The following is an 18,179-nucleotide window of genomic DNA, read 5'->3' on the forward strand; positions in this document are numbered from 1 at the left end:
GCTGCCACCAGCCGGCCGTCGCCGCGCCGCACGGCCCGAGCGGTCATCGAATGGCGCATGTGTCCATCGCCACGCCGGCGGTGCGCCGTGTCAGCCGATCTGGAACTTCTCCAGTCTGTAGCGCAGCGTGTCCTTCGACATGCCGAGCAGGCGCGCGGCCACCACGCGGTTGCCGCCGGCGTGCTCGAACGCCTGACGCAGCGCCGACGCCTCGATCTCCTCGAGAGAAATCGGGCCGTCGTTGAAGTCGAGCCGGAAGTCGCCGACACGGCGGATCGGTCCGCCGGCGCCGCCGGCGGTTGCCGCACCGTCTTCGCATTCCATGCGCGGCTCGTTCGGCGCGAACAGGTGGATGTCGGGCGCGTCCAGCCATTCGCCCTGGCACAGCACCACCGCGCGCTCCATCGCATGCGCGAGCTCGCGCACGTTCCCCGGCCAGGAGTAGTCGAGCAGCGTCGCGTGCGCGCGGTCGCTGAGCCTGGGCGGCGTCATTCCGTATTCGGCGGCGTGCTTCTGCAGGAAATGCTCGGCCAGCAGGATGATGTCCCTTCCGCGTTCGCGCAGCGGCGGCGACTTGATCGGGAACACGTTGATGCGGTGGTAGAGGTCGGGAAGGAAGTTGCCGTCGCGCACGGCCTTCGGAAGGTCGAGGTGGGTGGCGGTGATGACCGAGCAGCGCATCGGTCGATCGCGCGTGCTGCCGAGCCGGCGCAGGACGCGCTCATCGATGACCTTCAGGATCTTGGCCTGCAGGTCCAGGCTCATGCGGCCGATCTCGTCGAGGAAGATGGTGCCGCTCTCGGCAGCCTCGAAGAGGCCGGGCTTGGCCTTGACGGCGCCGGTGAAGGCGCCGCGCTCGTAGCCCATCAGCTCGGCTTCGAGCAGGTGATCGGGGAGGGCCGCGCAGTTGACCTCCAGGAAGGGAGCGTCGCGGCGCGGCCCGGCACGGTGCAGGGCGCGCGCAATCAATCCCTTTCCCGTGCCGGTCTCGCCGGTCACGAGCACCGTGGGGCCGCCGCCGCCGCGCTTTTCGAGGCCCGCCAGCTTCAGCACCATTTCCCGCAACGCCTTGATGGCAGGCGAGTCGCCGACGATGCCCGAGCCCGCATCGTCGCCCGCAAGATCGCGCGACCGGTAATACTCGAGCTCGTTGCGCATGCCCTTGCTGGTCACGCAGCGCTCGATGATGAGGTTGAGCTCCTGGAGATTGACGGGCTTGGTGAGGTAATCGCTGGCGCCCGCGCGCATGGCCGAGACCGCATCCTCCACCGTGCCGTGCGCCGTGATCAAGACCACCGACACGGTGGCATGCGATTCCTTGACCAGCTTGAGAAGGTCGTAGCCGGTCATGCCGGGCAGCTGGAAGTCGGTGAGCAGGATGTCGGGCTCTCCCTCCTCGATCAGCCGCAGGCCGTCTTCGGCGGTTTCGGCGGCGCGAACGGTGTGCTCCAGGCGCTGGAGCGTGCCGGTCAGGTAGCGCCGCAGCACATCCTCGTCCTCCACTAGTACGATGTCGGCCATTCTCTCCTCGGCCCGCCGCGCGGCAGGCGATCTGCTGATTTCCCTGCCCGTGTACCTTGCCAGGTGGGCATTTGACCACCTCGCCGCCCTCTTGGACCGGCACGGTGCACGGGACCGCGACGTAAGTCATTGAAATCGTTCACGGCGCATCCGTGGCACACCAGTTGCTCTATGGGTTGCGTGACAAGGATGACCACCATGCGACTTGCGACCCCGACGAAGCGACCGGGCTCTGCGGCCACTCCGAGCACGGGCATTCGCTCCCAGATTCTGGAGGCGGCCCTGGCGGAGTTCGGCGAGCACGGGTTCGGTGACGCCTCACTTGCCGCCATCGCCCGCAAGCTCGGCGTCACCGCGCCGCTGCTGCTCTACCACTTCGGCTCCAAGGCCAACCTTTGGCGCGAGGCGGTCGACGTGCTGATGCTGCGCTGCGCGACCGTGATCGAGGCCGCCGTCGAGGACGGACGCAACATGGACGGCGCCAGCGCTCTGCGTCTGGTGCTGCGCCGCTTCGTCTATTTCCTGGCCGCCAATCGCGCGATGTATCGCCTGCTGCGCGATGAGGGCGCTGCCGATCACGAGAGCCGCGAATGGCTGGTGTCGCGCCACCTGGCACCGCTCTTCGGCCAGCTCGAGACGATCTACGACCGCGCGGTCGCCGACGGCGGGCTGCGCGCAGCACCGTTCCACACCACGATCTTCATGATCCTCGGCTCGGCTTCCCAGTATCTGGAATCGCGCTCTCTCGTCTCGAGCCTCTACGGCCGTTACGAAGTCGGCGCGCAGGCTCTGGCCGCGTACGCCGAGCAGGTCATCGATTTCTGCTTCGAAGGCATCGCTTCCGACCACAACTGGCACGCGCACTCCGGGCAGACCGATGCTCTGCGCGTCGCGGTCGGCTGAGCCCGGACGATACGGAGTACCGCCATGACGATGGATCGAGCCAGCATCACCGACGATCGTTTCACACTTGCCGAGACTCTGCCGTCCATCGGGCTGCTGCTCCTGGGCGTGCCTACGCTGACGGTGCTGGTGATGTCGGCCGTGCGCTACGTCGCCAACGGGAGCATCTGACGCGTCGGGCGTTTCCGGATTGGAGACTCGATATGCTGAGCATCGGTTGGAGCTTCATGATGGGCCGATCCCAAGGGGGAAGGGGGATGACCCGGAAGCGCGAGCTCGGGTCCCGACGCTGCAGTGGGACAGCAGCGTCGGGCACTCGGGCAAGCGAAGCGTCGCGCACACGTGTGCGCGAGGCATGGAGCCCTCGTGCGAGCGAGGGATGGGTCGGCGTCGGACTGTCGTCGCTGCTGCTGGGGAGTGTGGCAGTGGCGGCGACGCCGATCGACGGAGCACGCGCCATGGTGCTGCTCGGAAGCGACGCGATGCTGCGTGTGCTCGGTCTGGCCCTGCTCGTCACATCCACCGTTCATCTGCTCATGACCAGCCGGCGTGACTGGAAGCGCCTGGCGGAACGTGAGCGTCGCGCGCCCGGCCTTCTAACCTCGCTCGGGCTGGATGCGCGCGGCGCTCATCGTGACATTCGTGCAGAGGTCGGACCGCAACTCCGACCTTCTGTCGAACACCGGGGGGAGACCGGCGACCGTCGAATGTAGGGGTGATTCCGGATGCGACCGTGGTCGCATCCGGCTCCCGGAAAAGATGGTCGCGAACTGCGCCGGGCACGCCGCAAAGTGCCCGGCGCTTTTCGTTTCGGATCGGGGTGCGGTCTCGCTTTTGAGCGGAATGATGCGTGGCGGCAAAACGCTCGAATGCGAGACTGACCCCGATCAGTATCGCTGCATCACCGTTTCGGCGAAGCGGCGCATCTCGCGCTCCGGATCCTCGTTGATCGGGATGACGTACTGCTGGAGGCCGCCGCGCTCGAGCGCCCGCACGTAGTCGATGATCGCATCGGGCTCGGCGGCGATGGCCGTTTTGTCGACTAGCTCGGGCCGTACGAACCGCTTCTCGTCCTCGCGCGCGAACAACAGGTGCCCGCGGTGAAGCGTCAGATGGCGCTCATCCGGAGGCAGTGTGGCAACGTAGGCCTTGTACTCCGCAACGATCTCGGCCACGTCGCCGGTCCCGGCAAGCGGCGCGCGATCGCCCCATTCGCACTGCACGTGCAGCCAATTGGTGATGAACGAGGCCAGCACGCGCAGAACGCGCGGCGAGGCCTTGGTCTCGCCGGCCTCCAGCACCACCGTCGGCATGAAGGCGACGGTCGGAACCGGCGCGCGACCCGACCTGGCCGCCACCGCCTCGATCGCCGGACGCACCGTCGCCAGCAGCGGCGGCGAGATGCCCCAGATCATGTGTCCGTCGCACTCGCTGGCACAGAACTCGAGGATCCTCGGAGCCATCGCCGACAGGATGATCGGGATGCGCTCGCGCAAGTTGAGGTAGCCGCCTTCGCGATGAAGGAAGCGAACACGGACGTTTCTTCCCTCGGCCTCCATGTCGGCTGTCTCGCCGTCCAGCAATCGCCGGATGACGCGCACATCGTTCTTCAGGCGCGAGAGCGGGACGGGCGGCAGCGCCATCGTGTAGCGCGCGGTGTTGCCGGTGCCGATGCCGAGATCGACGCGTCCCGGCGCGAGCTGGGCGATCGTGGCGATGGAATGCGCGATCACCGGCGCCATGCGCGTGCTGACGACCGCGACGCCGGTGCCGAGGCGAATGCGCGAGGTGCGATCGGCCGCCAGCGCCATCGTGGCGTAGACGTCGGAGTAGATCATCTGCGAGTCGTAGAACCAGGCCTCGTCGAAGCCGAGATCCTCCGCCAGCTTGACGAGATGATGGTCGCCGACGCGCGATGCGAAGCTGACGCCGAACTTCATGGTGCTGCCTCCAATGGGGCACCCATGTTACGGGTGACGTCGACGCGATGATACGGCCGCGGCCGTTGCGGCAGATGCGGCGGGTGCGATAGGTTCGCCGCATGTCCTTCACCTACGAGCAGATCGTCGAGCAGATGACGGGACCCGGCGGGCCCTTCGAGCTGGTGCTCGAGGAGGTCGGCGGCCTCCCGATGAGGAACTTCAAGAACCGCGAGCGCTCCATTCGCGAGAAGCTTGCGAATGCGGGAGCGCGCCAGGGCATGCCGGCCATCGTCTGCGGCCCGCGCCGCATCGCCTACGACGAGATGGTCCGCCTGGTGTGGGGCGTCTCCCACAAGCTCAAGATCGAGCATGGGCTGCGCAAGGGCGACCGCCTGGCCATTCTTGCCTACAACAGTCCCGAATGGCTGCTGGCCGCTTTCGGTGCCACATCGGCTGCCGGCATCGGCGTCGCGCTCAACGGCTGGTGGCAGAGCGAAGAGCTCGAGTACGGCCTGAACGATTCGGGCAGCCGTTTCCTCGTCGTCGACCGGCGCCTGTTCCCGCGGGTGCAGCCGGTGCTTTCGAAGGTGCCGACGCTGGAGAAGGTGTTCCTCATCGGCGGAGGCGAGATGCCTTCGGGAGTCGTCTCCTTCGACGACCTCGTCGTCGAGAACGATCGGATGCCCGAGGATCCCATCGACGAGGACGATCCGTTCATGATCCTGTACACCTCGGGCACGACCGGGCGCTCCAAGGGCTGCATCACCACGCACCGCGGGACGATCACGCAGGTGCTCGGCATCCTGTTCGCCGGCATGGCCAACTCCATCCTCTCGGGGCGCGAGCTGATTCCGAGCGGCGGCCAGCCGGCAAGCCTGCTGACCTCGCCGCTGTTCCACGTCGGCGGCCTTCACTCGGGCGTCTGCTCGCAAATCACGGCAGGCGTCAAGATGGTGTTCCTGGACGGGAAGTTCGATCCGGATCGGGTCATGCAGACGATCCAGGACGAGAAGGTCGCGATGTGGCCGGCCATTCCGACCATGCTCCACCGCGTCGTGCACTCACCCAACATCGGGAACTACGATCTGTCCAGCCTGCGCAGCGTCTCCTTCGGCGGTGCGCCGACGGCGCCCGAAACCATCGACAAGGCGCGCGAGGTGCTGCCGGTCGAGCCGATGTTCACGAACGCCTACGGGCTGACCGAAACGCACGGCGTGGCCACGGTCAACGCCGGCAAGGACCTGCTCGGAAAGAAGACGGCGGCGGGGCGGCCGGCGCCGTTCCTGGACTGCAAGATCATCGACGATCAGGGACGCGAGGTGCCGCGCGGACAGCTCGGCGAAGTCCTCTTCTATGGCCCGACGATCACGCCGGGATACTGGAACCGCCCCGACGCCACTGCCGAAACCGTACGCGTGGGATGGCTCTACACCGGCGACGTGGGCTATCTGGACGACGAAGGTTTCCTGTTCATCGTCGATCGCGCCAAGGACATGATCCTGCGCGGCGGCGAGAACGTCTACTGCGTCGAGATCGAGAACGTGCTGGCAAGCCACCCGGAGATCGACGAGGCCGCCATCGTCGGCGTCCCCGATGCCGAGATGGGCGAGCGCGTTCGCGCAGTGGTCAAGCGAGTGGAAGGCTCGACGCTGGATGCCGATTCGGTCAAGCGGCACGTGGCCGCGCACATGGCCGCGTTCAAGGTTCCCGAGTTCGTCGACTTCATCGACGGGCCGCTGCCGCGAAATCCGGCGGGGAAGATCCTGAAGAACCAGCTTCGGTAGAGGTTGCACCACCAGCCCTGTTGGGGGCTGCCCGGGGCTCAACCCGTTGCTCGCACGGGCAGCAGGAGCGATTGTGATTCATGGAGTCGTATGCCCATCGTGAGCTCCAGGCTTCACAGCATCCGGTTCCGGATGATGATCGCTCGGCGCCGTCTACGGCACGGCCGTGGCACCGTCATGCGTTGGAAAGTGGAAGGAGGCGTGTCTCCGTCCAGACCGCCGTGCCGGGCGACGGTGCCGTCGTCACCGCAGGACGCGCGCCAGAAGAGAACCTGACGGATCACTTCGTTCAGTTCTACCAGGATGACGCGTCTCTGGTGGAATCGCTTGCGGACTATGTGCGGTGTGCCATCGAGTCCGACGAAGCGGTTGTCGTCATCGCTACCGCCGCTCATCGGTCCCGCCTGCGGCGCGTCCTGCGAAACCGCGGTGTCGATCTGGCGGCTGCCCGCCGGCGCTCGCAGTACGTTCCGCTCGACGCCGACGCTACGCTCGCAAAGCTCATGCGCGGGCCGGACCCGGACGCGGCCGCCTTCGACGCGGTGATCGGCGGATGCATCCGCAAGCTCGCCCGGGCCTGGCCTGCCGTGCGTGCATTCGGAGAAATGGTGACGCGCCTCTGTGACGCCGGCAATCGTGACGGCGCGCTGCGCCTGGAGGCGTTGTGGGAGGAGCTTGCCCGGCTGCAGCGGTTCTCGCTCTACTGTGCGTATCCGCTGCGGGCGTTCTCCGGCGACGGCGCGCCGGCCTTCCTCGACAGCGTCTGCCGCGCGCACTCGCATCTGATCCCGGCCGAAAGCTTCTCCGACGCACGCACGCGCTACGAGCAGCTGCGGGAAGTCGTTCTTCTGCAGCAGAAGGCGGAGCGTCTGGAGCACGAGATCGAGCAACGCGAGGCAAGCGAGCGCGAGCTGGCGGATTTCGTGGAGAACGCGATCGAGGGGCTGCACAAGGTCGGTGCGGACGGGACCATTCTGTGGGCCAATGGCGCAGAACTGCGCATGCTCGGCTACGAGCCCAGCGAATACATCGGTCACCACATCGCCGAGTTCCACGTCGATGCCGAGGTGATCGACGCGATGCTATGCCGCCTGCTGAGCGGCGAAAGCCTGATCAATCATCGGGCGCGCCTTCGTTGCAAGGACGGGTCGATCAAGAACGTGCTGATTCACTCGAACGGCTGCTTCGTGCACGGGAAGTTCGCGTACTCGCGCTGCTTCACCCGCGATGTGACGGACATCGAACGGGCGCACCAGGACAGCTCGATGCTGGCGACCGTCGTGGAGTGCTCGAACGATGCGATCATCACCAAGGCACTCGACGGAACCATTACGACGTGGAACCCGGCCGCCACCAGGATGTTCGGCTATACGGCCGACGAAGCGATCGGCAGTTCGGTCGCGATCCTGATTCCGGCCGACCGCCTGCAGGAGGAGGCCGAAATCTTCGAGCGGCTGCGCGAAGGCAACACGGTCGAGCACTACGAGACGGTGCGTCTGGCGAAAGATGGGAGACGCATCGACATATCGTTGACCGTGTCACCGATCCGGGACGAGCACGGCGCCGTCACGGGTGTGTCGACGATAGCTCGCGACGTGACGGACCGGATGCGCGCCGACCGCGCGTTGCGCGACAGCGAACGGCGCTTCTCCGCGTTCATGGAATGCCTGCCCGGGCTCGCATGGATCAAGGACTCCGAGGGGCGCTACGTCTACGCCAATCGAGCCGTCGAAGGCCCTTTCGGGATGAAATGCGAGCAACTGTACGGGAAAACCGATTCCGAGGTTTTTTCAGCCGAAACTGCGCGGCAGTTCCGTGAAAACGACGAGCGGGCGCTCGCGACCGGCGATGGCGTGAGGGTGATCGAGGCGCTCGAGCACGAGGATGGCGTGCATTATTCGCTGGTCAGCAAGTTTCCGATCGATGCCGGCGAAACGCGCTACATCGGCGGCGTCGCGATCGATATCACAGACAGAATGCGGGCCGAGGCCGCGCTCGTGGAATCCGACCGCAGGAAGGACGAGTTCCTGGCAACGCTGGCCCACGAGTTGCGAAATCCCCTGGCGCCGATCCGCAACAGCCTGCACATCCTGCGCATGCAAGACGGCGGCAGCGCCGCCAGGGACCGAGTCCACGAGATGATGGAGCGGCAGGTAGCGCACATGGTACGGCTCGTCGACGATCTCCTCGAGCTGTCGCGCATCAGCCGCGGAAAGATCGAGCTGCGCAAGGAGCGCGTCTATCTACGCGATGTGATCGAACAGGCTCTGGAGACCAGCAAGCCGCACATCGAAGGGGGCGGTCACGTCATCAGGATCGAGCTGCCCGACGAGCCGGTTCTGATCGAGGCCGATCCCGTGCGTCTGGCTCAGGTCTTCGCCAACCTGTTCAACAACGCGGCGAAGTATACCACCGAGCCCGGGACCATCACCGTTGCCGGCGGTCGACGCGGCGGCACCGTTTCCGTATCGATCATCGACACCGGCATAGGGATCCCCGCCGGCATGCTGTCGCGGGTGTTCGAGATGTTCGCTCAGGTCGATAATCCCCTGCGTCGTAGCCAGGACGGGCTCGGCATCGGCCTCAGCCTCGTTCGGACGCTGGTCGGTATGCATGGCGGCACCATCGAAGCGCGCAGCGAGGGTCTGGCACGCGGAAGCGAGTTCATCGTCACGCTTCCGGTCGCGGATTCCGCGACTTCCGAGCATGACGACCCGCGCACCTGGCGGAAGGGCGAAGGCCGGACCGTTTCGCGCATCCTGGTCGTCGACGACAACCGCGACGCAGCCGACAGCATGGGCATGATGCTGCGCTTCCTGGGTGCGGACGTGCAAGTTGCGTATGACGGCCCGTCCGCGCTCGAGGTGACGCGCATCGTACGACCCGACGTCGTGCTCATGGACCTGGGCATGCCGGGCATGAGCGGGTACGACGTGGTACGCCGCATGCGCGAGGATCCGATCTGTCACTCCGTGCTGTTCATCGCGCTGACGGGGTGGGGACAGGACGAGGACCGCAGGCGCTCTCGGGAGGCGGGCTTTCATCACCATCTCGTCAAGCCCGTCGATCTCGGCGCGTTGCAGGCGCTGCTCGCATCGCGCGAGTCGCGCGCCTGAGCGGATCGGCTATGGCTGCAGGATCTGCGACTTCCAGCCGCCGCGCGTGCGCGTGAACAGCTCCCGCTTGTGCAGGCGCGGCTCGGCGCGTTCCCAGAACTCCACCGAATCGGGGACCACCCGGTAGCCCTTCCAGTGCGCAGGACGCGGCACGCTGCCGCCGGGGAATCTCGCCGCCAGCTCGCGATATCTCTTCATCAGCACCGCCCGACTTTCGATGGGCGCGCTCTGATTGGAGACGGCCGAGGCGATGCGGCTGGCCGGCGGGCGTTCCTGCCAATAGGCGTCGGCCGCTGCCGCATCCAGCTCGCGCAGCCTGCCCTCGATGCGAATCTGTCTGCCGGTGACCTCCCAGTAGAAGACGAGCGCGGCGTAGGGATTGGCCGCCATCTCCCGGCCCTTGCGGCTGTTGGCGTTGGTGTAGAAGACGAAACCCGTCGGACCCGCCTCCTTGAGCAGGACCCAGCGGGCACTTGGCCGGCCGCGGGTGTCCGCGGTCGCCACGACCATGGCCTCGGGCAGCACCGCACCGGCCTGGACCGCCTGGCGAAACCAGCTTTGAAATCGCGCGATTGGGTCGGCCATGGCGGCCGACTGTAGACCTGCATGGGCATTGGTCAACGCGCCGGGACTGCCGAATCCCTTGGCGGCCAGGCTGAGGCTTGTCGCGCGAAGGCGGCGGCGGTCGGTCCGACTCCGGCGGCCGCACGGCTTCCGCCGGCGGCCAGGCCTCGGCCTCCGGGGACGGCCAAAATGCTCCCGCAGCCGAAAAAATGCGTTGACGGGGCGAAGTTGACGCAGTTAACTTGGCGCCAACGCCCTCCTGGCGTTCCGCGGAGGCCGGCGGTGCGACGCCGGTCCCCGCGGGTACCCCGATTCCGCCGGCACGGGCGATCCGTGCCCGCGCGACACAAGGAGATCACGATGGGATTGGCGACCTCCCCCGACCAAACGACCGTCGCAGCGCCGGCGCGTCTCAAGCAGGGCCCCTCGAGCTGGCAGGAGTGGTGGATCAACGCTTGGCGACCGTCGACGACCGAAGCCGCCTACCGCATCACCGAGATCGAAGGGGAGGTTCCGCGCGAGCTGAACGGAACGCTCTACCGCAACGGTCCTTCGCAGAAGATCCTGCCCGCGCAAGGCTACGGCGCGCTTCATCTGTTCGACGGCGATGCCCTGGTGCATGCGTTCCGGTTCGAGGACGGCGCCGTTCATTACCGCGGCCGCTTCGTCGAGCATCCCACGTATCTTCGAGAGCAGGCGGAAGGCCGCTACTGCATGAACGGCGTCGGCGTCAAGGTCGATGATCCGGTGGAGCCGTTCCGCGTCCAGCCGAACACCAACGTCGTCTTCCATGCAGGCAAGCTGATGGCGCTGGTCGAGAACTCCTGGCCCACCGTGCTCGATGCCGACACGCTCGCGACTCGCGAGACGATGTTCGGATTCGGGGATAGCCAGCTCGGCATGAGCGTGACCGCGCATCCCAAGATCGACGGCAAGACCGGCCAGATGATCATCCACGGCTACCAGCCCTTCGAGCCGTACCTGCAGCTCTACATCGTCGAGCCCGACGGGCGCTGTTCGCTCGCCGAAGCCATCGACGCGCCGTACGCGGTGATGGCGCACGATCTGGCCATCACCGAGAACCACGTCATCTTCGTATGGGCCCCCGCCTATTTCGACGGCATGAAGATCGCCGAAGGTGGCGGCTTCAATGAATCCATCCGGTGGGAGCCCGAGCGCGGGCTGCTGTTCGGCATCCGGCGCCGCGAGCCGGGCGCGAAGACACAGTGGTTCACCGCGCCGTCACCGGGTTTCATCTTCCACCCCGGCAACGCCTACGAGGAAGACGGCAAGATCTACATGGACGCCTGCACCTACCGCGACGGTGGCGCGCTCCTCGAAGCGCTGTCGGGGTTCCGCTCGGCCAAGGTCCGTCCCGGCTTCCACGCCGTTCCCTTTCTGTACGAGTTCGATCTGGCCAGCGGCACCTGCCGCGAGCGCCAGCTCGACGACCGCGGCGCGGAGTTCCCGCGAATCGACGATCGTCTGGTCGGTCACAAGAACCGTTTCGGATACGCCGCCATGAGCCGGCGTGGCAACGACATGGCCGACACGTGGGCAACCGTCGTGCGCTACGATCGCACCGGCGGCCACAGCGTCGTTCATGACTTCGGCAAGTGGCAGTGGCCGAGCGAGCCGGTGTTCGTTCCCAGAAGCGCCGGCTCCGCGGAGGACGACGGCTTCGTGCTGTGCACCGTCTACGACGGCAACACCGATGGCAGCTATGTCGCCGTCCTGGACGCCGCCAACCTCGATGCGAAGCCGCTGGCCAAGTGCCACCTGCAGCACCGCATTCCGATGGGGTTCCACGGCAACTTCGTCGCCTGAAGAAGAAAAGAACGTACGTGCATCGCGATCCGCGCGATGCACGTACCTGTCTCACCGGCTCCTGGTGCCCGGAGGCTCCTTGGCGAGCTTTCCGTCGTGGTCGAGCTTTCCTCCGTGACGGTCGTGCGTCTTGTCGTGTTGGGCGGTATCGCCGACGCGCTCGCCGGTCGCCAGTGGATTCTGCGCCTGTGCCCTGGTCTCTTCCGCATCGTGTTCGGGCAGCGGGCGCCAGCCCGTGCGCGGGCTGGGCGGGACGGTGCGCCCGCTCTCATCGAGTGTCCGCTCCGAACTTTCCCGGCCACCGATTCGATCGATCTTTCTCGCCTGAGACATAGCCTGCTCCTCGCTCATGTGCGCGCTGTCGGCGCCGAGCCGATACCGACGTGACAGGTGCGGCCTGCGCTTTATTCGCAGCGGCGGCAGGCGGGGGAGGCCGCGCAAGGCACATGCGAGCTTTCGGTCATCCCTCACGGTCGCATATGAGAGCGCTGGATCACGGGAGCCGCACACATGCTCATTGCCAAGTCGCGCCGCTCGCTCGTCCTGCTCTTCATCGTCGCCTGCACGGGGGCCGGCACCGCCGGATGCACCGCGCTGCGACCGCTCGTGGCGCCGAGCGCGCATCAGTGCCCGTGGATCGACGTCGAGCCGGCGCAGCTTTCCGGTCCTGGACGACAGCAGCTGCGCGCGCGCGTCACTGCCACCGGAGTCGATCACGCGTTCGGTGTTGCCGTCGAGCGGACCGAAGACTCGCTGCTGCTGGTCGGGCTGACGCCGCTCGGGACCAAGAGCTTCGAGGTCGAGCGGCGCGGCAAGCGCGTGCGAGCCGCGAACCATCTGGGCCTCGCGTCGGTCGTGCCGCCGCGAAACGTGCTCGCCGACGTCAGCGGCATCCTTGCCGCCAGCCCATGCAGTCCTTCGGTTGCCGGCGAGGCCGCTGCCGAGCTAGGCCGCTGGACCATCACCGACACGTGCAGCGGCGGCCGTCCGGCGCGGCGTCACGTTCGCGGCCCGGGCGCCGTCGGCAACGTCGACATCGAGTACCGCGGGAACGAAACGATCGTCACGCAGCACGACTGCGGCTACGAGGCCATCTACGTCGCGGTGGCCAGCGAGGACGCTGCCATGGTCGCGCCGCCGTCGTCCCAGCGCGACTTGACCGCGCCAGCTGCGTCCGCGCGCACTGCGTCCGAGCCCGCCGCGCCCGCGCCCGTCGCCATCGCGCCCGGTGACACCACGCCCGCGACCATCGCGCCCGCCGCAACGGCGCCCGCTGCGACGTCTCCACGCCCGAGTGACGGCGCCGTGGCGGCTGCACAGTCCGAGCCGGAGCGCCGGCCGCCGGCGGCGCCGCCGGCAGAGGTCGATCCGGCCTCGCTGACGATCTCGCCGCGTATCGCGGCCATCATCGAAGACATCGACCGCAGCGACGACGACCTCGCATTGGACGCCGGTCGCAGGCCCGCCGAGTTGCTCGCGTTTCTGGAGATCGAGCCCGGCATGCGCGTGGCCGAGCTAGGCGCCGGCGGCGGCTACACGGCCGAACTGCTGGCGCGCGCGGTCGGCCCACGCGGAACGGTCTATGCGCAGAACAATCGACTGATCCTCGACCGCTTCGCCGAGAAGCCATGGAGCGAGCGGCTCGCCAGGCCGGTCATGCGCAGAGTCGTACGCGTCGACCGTGAGTTTTCGGATCCGTTGCCGGCCGAAGCCCGCGACCTGGACGTGGTCGTGATGAACCTCTTCTACCACGACACCGTCTGGATGAAGGCGGACCGCGATGCGATGAACCGCGCCATCTACCGGGCGCTGCGTCCAGGCGGGCGCTACGTCGTGATCGACCACAGCGCGCGGCGCGGGCGCGGCATCCAGGACGTCGAGAGCCTGCACCGCATCGAGGAGAGCGTGGTGCGCGACGAAGTCGTGCGCGCCGGTTTCCGGCTGCGACGCCAGGCCGGCTTCCTGCGCAATCCCTCCGATCCACGCGACTGGAACGACTCGCCGCGGGCCGCCGGCGACCGGCGAGGCACCAGCGATCGCTTCGTCCTGGAGTTCCTCAAGCCGGGCGGGTGATTCTGAGACCGGTGGCCCACCGGCAGCGCGTCGCGTTCGGTGTCGCCATGCGGCGTCCTAGTCGTCGTCCGCGTCGGCGGGCATCAAAGCGATCAGCGACAGCACGATCCACGTCAGGATGACCCCGAACAGCGCGGTTCCGACGCGGCCGAGGCCGGCCGCCACGCCGGCGGCCGCCGTGACCCAGATCGACGCCGCGGTCGTGAGGCCCTGGATCGTGCGCCGGTCCTCGAGCTTCAGGATCGCGCCGGCACCGAGGAAGCCGATGCCGGCGGCAATGCCCTGGATCACGCGCGACACCTCGTCGAGCTCCATTCCTGCCGCCGATGCCGACAGCACGAACATCGCGCTGCCGATCGCCACCAGCATGTGCGTGCGCAGGCCCGCCGGCTTGCCGGCGCGTTCGCGCTGAATGCCGACGATGCCTCCCATCACCGTCGCCGCGAGCATGCGGAAAGCCACGCGCTGAAGCTGATCGACGTCGGGAAACCCTCCGGTCAGCTCCTCCCACAAGATCTGCAGCATCGGGTTCTCCTCAGCCTGCGCGCCCGCGGGCAGAATTCTCGCGTACGAATCGCTCGATGAACTCGAGCGGACTGGACCGGAAGCGCACCGACGGCGACAGCGAAGCAGCCATGTAGCCATGGTCGAGATTGCTGTAGATCACCGTCTCCACGCGGCCACCGGCGCCGGCGACCTTGCGGGCCAGGCTGTGGGTGTTGTCGACCCCCACCGACAGGTCGTCCTCGCCGTGCAGCAGCAGCAGCGGCGGATTGGTGCCGTCGACGAAGTCAATGGGCTGACTCGCACCGACCGGCGCCTCGCCGAAGATCCCCTTGATCTCGGGCAGGACGTCGACAGGAAAGTCGTACGGGCCCGACAGCCCGATCATTCCGCGCAGCCACTGGCGGCTGCCGCCGGCATTGCGCAGCCATTGATCGTCGAGCGTGATCATCGCCGCGTTGTAGGCGCCCGAGGAGTGTCCCATGACGAACAGGTCGGCGGCGTTGCCGCCGTAGCGGTCGATGTTCTGCCGCGTCCAGACGACGGCCGTGGCGGCGTCCTCCAGGAACGACGGATACTTGAAGGCGGGATAGTGGCGATAGTCGGGGATCACCACGACGAATCCTCGCGCGACCAGGCCCTCGGCAACGAATCGGAAATCGGCCTTACTGCCGTAGCTCCAGCGGCCCGGGTAGAAGAAGACCAACACCGGAGCGTCGCGCTCGTCGCGAGGCGTGTAGACGTCCAGCTTCAGGCCGGTGCGGCCGCAATAGGCGATGTCGCTGTAGCGGCGGCCCTCGCGCGGCGTCAGCGCGTTCATCCAGTCGGCCGCGCTGCAGCCGCCAGCGAGCACAGCAGCAGCGATCAGCGGAAGAAGCTTGAGCATGCGTGTCCTTTTGGTGACGAAACCTACTGCAGACGGATCGCCCGCACCGTGCCGCGCGACCTGGCGGCCGAGCTGTCGAACGTTCCGCTCAGCGTGCTCCCATCGGGCGACCATGCCAAGGCGAAGGTGCCGCCGCTGCTGCGCCGCGCACCCTGCTCGCGGAAGCGAAGGACGATCTCGCGGCCGCGCACGCGGCCGTCCACCGAGATGGCCGTCCGCGACTGCCCGATCAGCACGCGCCCGTTCTCCGACCACTTCTGTCCGCGACCGGTGATGCGGTCGCCATTGTGCTCGAGCTGGAGGCGATAGCCGAGACGCAGGCCCTTGAACGCTTCGACCGACGTCTGCTCCACGTGCGTGGCCAGGCCCCACCATCCGCTGAAGTTGATGTCGGAGGCGCTCGGCGCCTGGCCGGTGGCGCCGCGGTCGGTGGCCGGATCGCCGGAGCGGCGGCCGGGCGTCGTGGCCGCGGGCGGCGGGAGCTTCTCGGGCGCCCGGTTCTCGCGCATCACGCGCCGATCGTCTCGTCCCGGCACGACCCGCACGCGTATGTCGCTGGTGTCTTCGCGATCGTTGCGCGCCAGGGGCTGCCCTACCTCGCGCGCATCGCGCATCGCGATGTCGTCGCCGCCGTCGGCCTCGTCGGCGCCGTCGGCGCGAGGACCCGAGGCGCCGCCGTGCGCCGGCTGGCCATCGCGTGACGCCACCTCCTCGAGTTTCTGGCGAGTCGTATCATCCTCCCCGGCCTTCTCGTCGCGCCGCTCGCCCGTCGCATCCTCCTCGCCGACCGCCTTGCCGACCAGCACCGACCGCGGCCTGCTGACGCTGTCGTCCTCCTCGGCATCGTCCTGGTCCAGGCGGCGCCAGGCCTTGACGAGGCTGGCGACGATGCCGTCGGTCGGCAGCTCGCGCGGAATCTCGACCACGAACGCGTTGCGCGGAAGCGGCTCGCGCCCGGGACAGAAGGAAGCGGGCTCGCGCCCCGACAGGAACAGCTCCCTGCGGGTCTGGCGAGCCTTGACGTCGCAGCCCTTGCGCAACACGAGGCCGGTGCTGACGTCGACCTGGTATTCGCGAACGTTGTGCGGTCGCTCCCACGCTCCCGGCGAGCGCCGCCCCGCGTACACACGCTCGGCGAAGCGAGCCCACACCGGCGCCGCCAGGCGCGCGGCGGTGGCGTCGCTGACGATGGGGCGCGGCTGGTCGAAGCCGACCCAGATGCCGCCGACCAGCTCGGGCGTATAGCCGATGAACCACGCGTCGGTCACGTCATTGGTGGTGCCGGTCTTGCCGGCGACGGGAATGTCGACGCTCTTCGGAAGCGCTTCGCGGCCGGTGCCGCGCTGGACCGCTTCCGACAGGACGTGGTTGACCAGGAACGCCGTCTCTTCGCCGATCACGTCGCGCCGTTTCACCTGCGAGTACCAGATGATCTCGCCGTCGGCGGTCTCGACCCGGTCGATCATGCGCGGGCGCACGCGCTTGCCGGCGGCTGCGAAGGTCGTGTACGCGACCGTCAGATCCAAGGGCGAGACGTTGACGGCGCCGAGCGCGATCGAAGGCAGCTCGGCCTCCACGTCGATTCCGGCACGGCGCGCGAGCATGGCCACGTCTTCGAGGCCGACGGTCTGGGCGAGGCGCACGGTGGCGAGGTTGTTGGAGTGCACCAGCGCGTCGCGCAGCGGCAGGAAGCCCTCGGACGTCTTGCTGATGTTGTGCGGCTGCCAGATCGAACCGTCGGGCATGTCCATGGACAACGGTGCGTCCTCGAGAGGCTGCGACAGCGCATAGCCGCGCTCGAGCGCTGCCGCATAGACGAAGGGCTTGAATGCGCTGCCTGCCTGGCGCCTGGCCAGCGCGGCACGATCGAAGCGGGATTGCGCGAAGTCGCGCCCGCCCACCCAGGCCAGTATGTCGCCATCGTGCGCGTTCATCACCACGATCGCGCCTTGCAGGTACGGGGTCTGCCCGTCGGCCATGCGCTGGCTGGCCTTGTAGTGCGGCCCTTCGAACTTCCCGTACGAGCCTTTCTCGATGCTGCGCAGCTGATTGCGAAGCTCCTCCTCGGCTGCGCGCTGCATGCGCGAGTCGATCGTCGTGAAGATCCGCAGCGGGCGCGCGTAGAGCTGGTCGCCCAGCTCTGCCTCCAGCGTGTGGCGGATCTGCTCGACCGCGTAAGGGGCCAGGCCGGCCTCGGTGCTGCGCTCGCGTCCGCGCCTGGTCACGTGCAGCGCGTGCCGCCGCGCGGCTTCCGCTTCCACCGGCGAGATGCGCTGCTGGCGCTCCATCAGCGTCAGCACGAGATTGCGGCGACGGCGTGCCTCGTCGGGCCGCCGGCGCGGGTCGTAGTAGCCCGGAGCGCGCGCGAGGGCGGCGAGCGTCGCGGCCTGCGGCAGCGTCAGCTCGCTCGCTTCGATGCCGAAGTAGTGTCGCGCCGCGTTCCCGACGCCGTGGACCGCATTGCCGAGGTAGATGTGGTTGAGGTAGAGCTCGAGGATCTCGTGCTTCGAATACTTGCGCTCGATGTCGCTGGCGACGCGGATCTCGAGCAGCTTGCGTCGCAGCGTGCGGCGCTCCACGGGCAGTCGCTCGGGGAAGACGCTTCGCGCCAGCTGCATCGTGATCGTGCTGAAGCCCTGGTCGATGCCGCCTTCGCGAACGTTGGCCAACGCAGCGCCGCCCACGCGCCGCCAGTCCAGGCCGCCGTGGTCGAAGAAGCGCTGGTCCTCGATGGCCAGGAACGCCTCGGCCACGTGCCTGGGCAGGTCCGCGAGCGCGACCATCGTGCGCTCGGGTGGCGCGAAATCGGCAAACGGCTCGCCGCTGCGGTCGAGCAGCACCGGCGCACCGCCGGGCTGATAGGATGCGAGCCGCTCCACGTCGGGGCAGCCTCGCAGCCCGCAGGTCTGCCAGGCAACGACGCTGACAATGATGGCGAGCGCGGCCGCACCGACGACGGCTCCGGCATAATGGCGCGGATGCAGCGCGCGAGCGGACGATGCCAGACGTGCGCCTCGCTGCGAGGCGGCGCGGCGCAGGAAGCGAACGGCTCGGGAACGGCCGTCGCTGCTCTGTGGTT

Annotated in this window: 14 protein-coding genes; 7 read left to right on the plus strand and 7 right to left on the minus strand. The window is 67.8% G+C overall.

The genetic code is table 11. From position 1 onward, the window contains the following. Positions 1 to 90: 90 nt before the first annotated feature. A complete protein-coding gene (locus VEC57_09855) occupies positions 91 to 1,521 on the minus strand; it encodes a sigma-54 dependent transcriptional regulator (protein HYB99418.1) in 1,431 nt (476 codons plus the stop codon). Positions 1,522 to 1,719: 198 nt separating this feature from the next. On the opposite strand from VEC57_09855, the gene VEC57_09860 reads away from it, so the two are divergent. From VEC57_09860 to VEC57_09870, 3 genes are all read left to right on the plus strand, one after another. Then, a complete protein-coding gene (locus VEC57_09860) occupies positions 1,720 to 2,424 on the plus strand; it encodes a TetR/AcrR family transcriptional regulator (protein HYB99419.1) in 705 nt (234 codons plus the stop codon). A gap of 24 nt (positions 2,425 to 2,448) precedes the next feature. After that, positions 2,449 to 2,595 carry a hypothetical protein gene (locus VEC57_09865; GenBank protein ID HYB99420.1) on the plus strand — a complete coding sequence of 49 codons (147 nt, stop codon included), beginning with the start codon at positions 2,449 to 2,451 and terminating at the stop codon, positions 2,593 to 2,595. 254 nt (positions 2,596 to 2,849) lie between these two features. After that, on the plus strand, positions 2,850 to 3,137 hold the full coding sequence (locus tag VEC57_09870) for a hypothetical protein (protein ID HYB99421.1): 288 nt from the start codon (positions 2,850 to 2,852) through the stop codon (positions 3,135 to 3,137). Positions 3,138 to 3,311: 174 nt separating this feature from the next. On the opposite strand, the gene VEC57_09875 is transcribed toward VEC57_09870, so the two are convergent. Then, positions 3,312 to 4,364, minus strand: a complete 1,053-nt coding sequence (locus VEC57_09875; protein ID HYB99422.1) for an LLM class flavin-dependent oxidoreductase — start codon at positions 4,362 to 4,364, stop codon at positions 3,312 to 3,314. Between the two features lie 101 nt (positions 4,365 to 4,465). On the opposite strand from VEC57_09875, the gene VEC57_09880 reads away from it, so the two are divergent. Beyond that, positions 4,466 to 6,130, plus strand: coding sequence for a class I adenylate-forming enzyme family protein (locus tag VEC57_09880; protein HYB99423.1), 1,665 nt, complete (start codon positions 4,466 to 4,468; stop codon positions 6,128 to 6,130). Positions 6,131 to 6,351: 221 nt separating this feature from the next. Further along, positions 6,352 to 9,246, plus strand: coding sequence for a PAS domain S-box protein (locus tag VEC57_09885; protein HYB99424.1), 2,895 nt, complete (start codon positions 6,352 to 6,354; stop codon positions 9,244 to 9,246). A 9-nt stretch (positions 9,247 to 9,255) separates the two neighbouring features. Here VEC57_09885 and pdxH read toward each other — a convergent pair whose 3' ends face one another. Continuing rightward, entirely contained in the window at positions 9,256 to 9,831 is a 576-nt protein-coding gene (gene pdxH, locus VEC57_09890; protein HYB99425.1) for a pyridoxamine 5'-phosphate oxidase, read from the minus strand. A 339-nt stretch (positions 9,832 to 10,170) separates the two neighbouring features. Between pdxH and VEC57_09895 the strand changes: the two genes are divergently transcribed. Continuing rightward, positions 10,171 to 11,637, plus strand: a complete 1,467-nt coding sequence (locus tag VEC57_09895; GenBank protein ID HYB99426.1) for a carotenoid oxygenase family protein — start codon at positions 10,171 to 10,173, stop codon at positions 11,635 to 11,637. A gap of 51 nt (positions 11,638 to 11,688) precedes the next feature. On the opposite strand, the gene VEC57_09900 is transcribed toward VEC57_09895, so the two are convergent. Next, a complete protein-coding gene (locus tag VEC57_09900) occupies positions 11,689 to 11,988 on the minus strand; it encodes a hypothetical protein (protein HYB99427.1) in 300 nt (99 codons plus the stop codon). Positions 11,989 to 12,147: 159 nt separating this feature from the next. Here VEC57_09900 and VEC57_09905 point away from each other — a divergent pair, with 159 nt between their 5' ends. Further along, a complete protein-coding gene (locus tag VEC57_09905; protein HYB99428.1) occupies positions 12,148 to 13,710 on the plus strand; it encodes a DUF3261 domain-containing protein in 1,563 nt (520 codons plus the stop codon). Between the two features lie 57 nt (positions 13,711 to 13,767). Here the strand turns inward: VEC57_09905 and VEC57_09910 are convergent, their stop codons facing one another. Genes VEC57_09910 through VEC57_09920 form a run of 3 tightly spaced genes read right to left on the minus strand, consistent with a single transcriptional unit; the run spans position 13,768 to position 17,979 of the window. Continuing rightward, positions 13,768 to 14,235, minus strand: coding sequence for an MgtC/SapB family protein (locus VEC57_09910; protein HYB99429.1), 468 nt, complete (start codon positions 14,233 to 14,235; stop codon positions 13,768 to 13,770). A 10-nt stretch (positions 14,236 to 14,245) separates the two neighbouring features. Continuing rightward, a complete protein-coding gene (locus VEC57_09915; protein ID HYB99430.1) occupies positions 14,246 to 15,100 on the minus strand; it encodes an alpha/beta hydrolase in 855 nt (284 codons plus the stop codon). Positions 15,101 to 15,123: 23 nt separating this feature from the next. Next, positions 15,124 to 17,979 (minus strand): PBP1A family penicillin-binding protein, encoded by a 2,856-nt coding sequence (locus VEC57_09920; protein ID HYB99431.1) that lies wholly within the window; start codon positions 17,977 to 17,979, stop codon positions 15,124 to 15,126. Positions 17,980 to 18,179 lie beyond the last annotated feature (200 nt).

The organism is Candidatus Limnocylindrales bacterium (assembly GCA_035626395.1).
Classification (GTDB): Bacteria; Desulfobacterota; Binatia; order UBA1149; family CAITLU01; genus DASPNH01.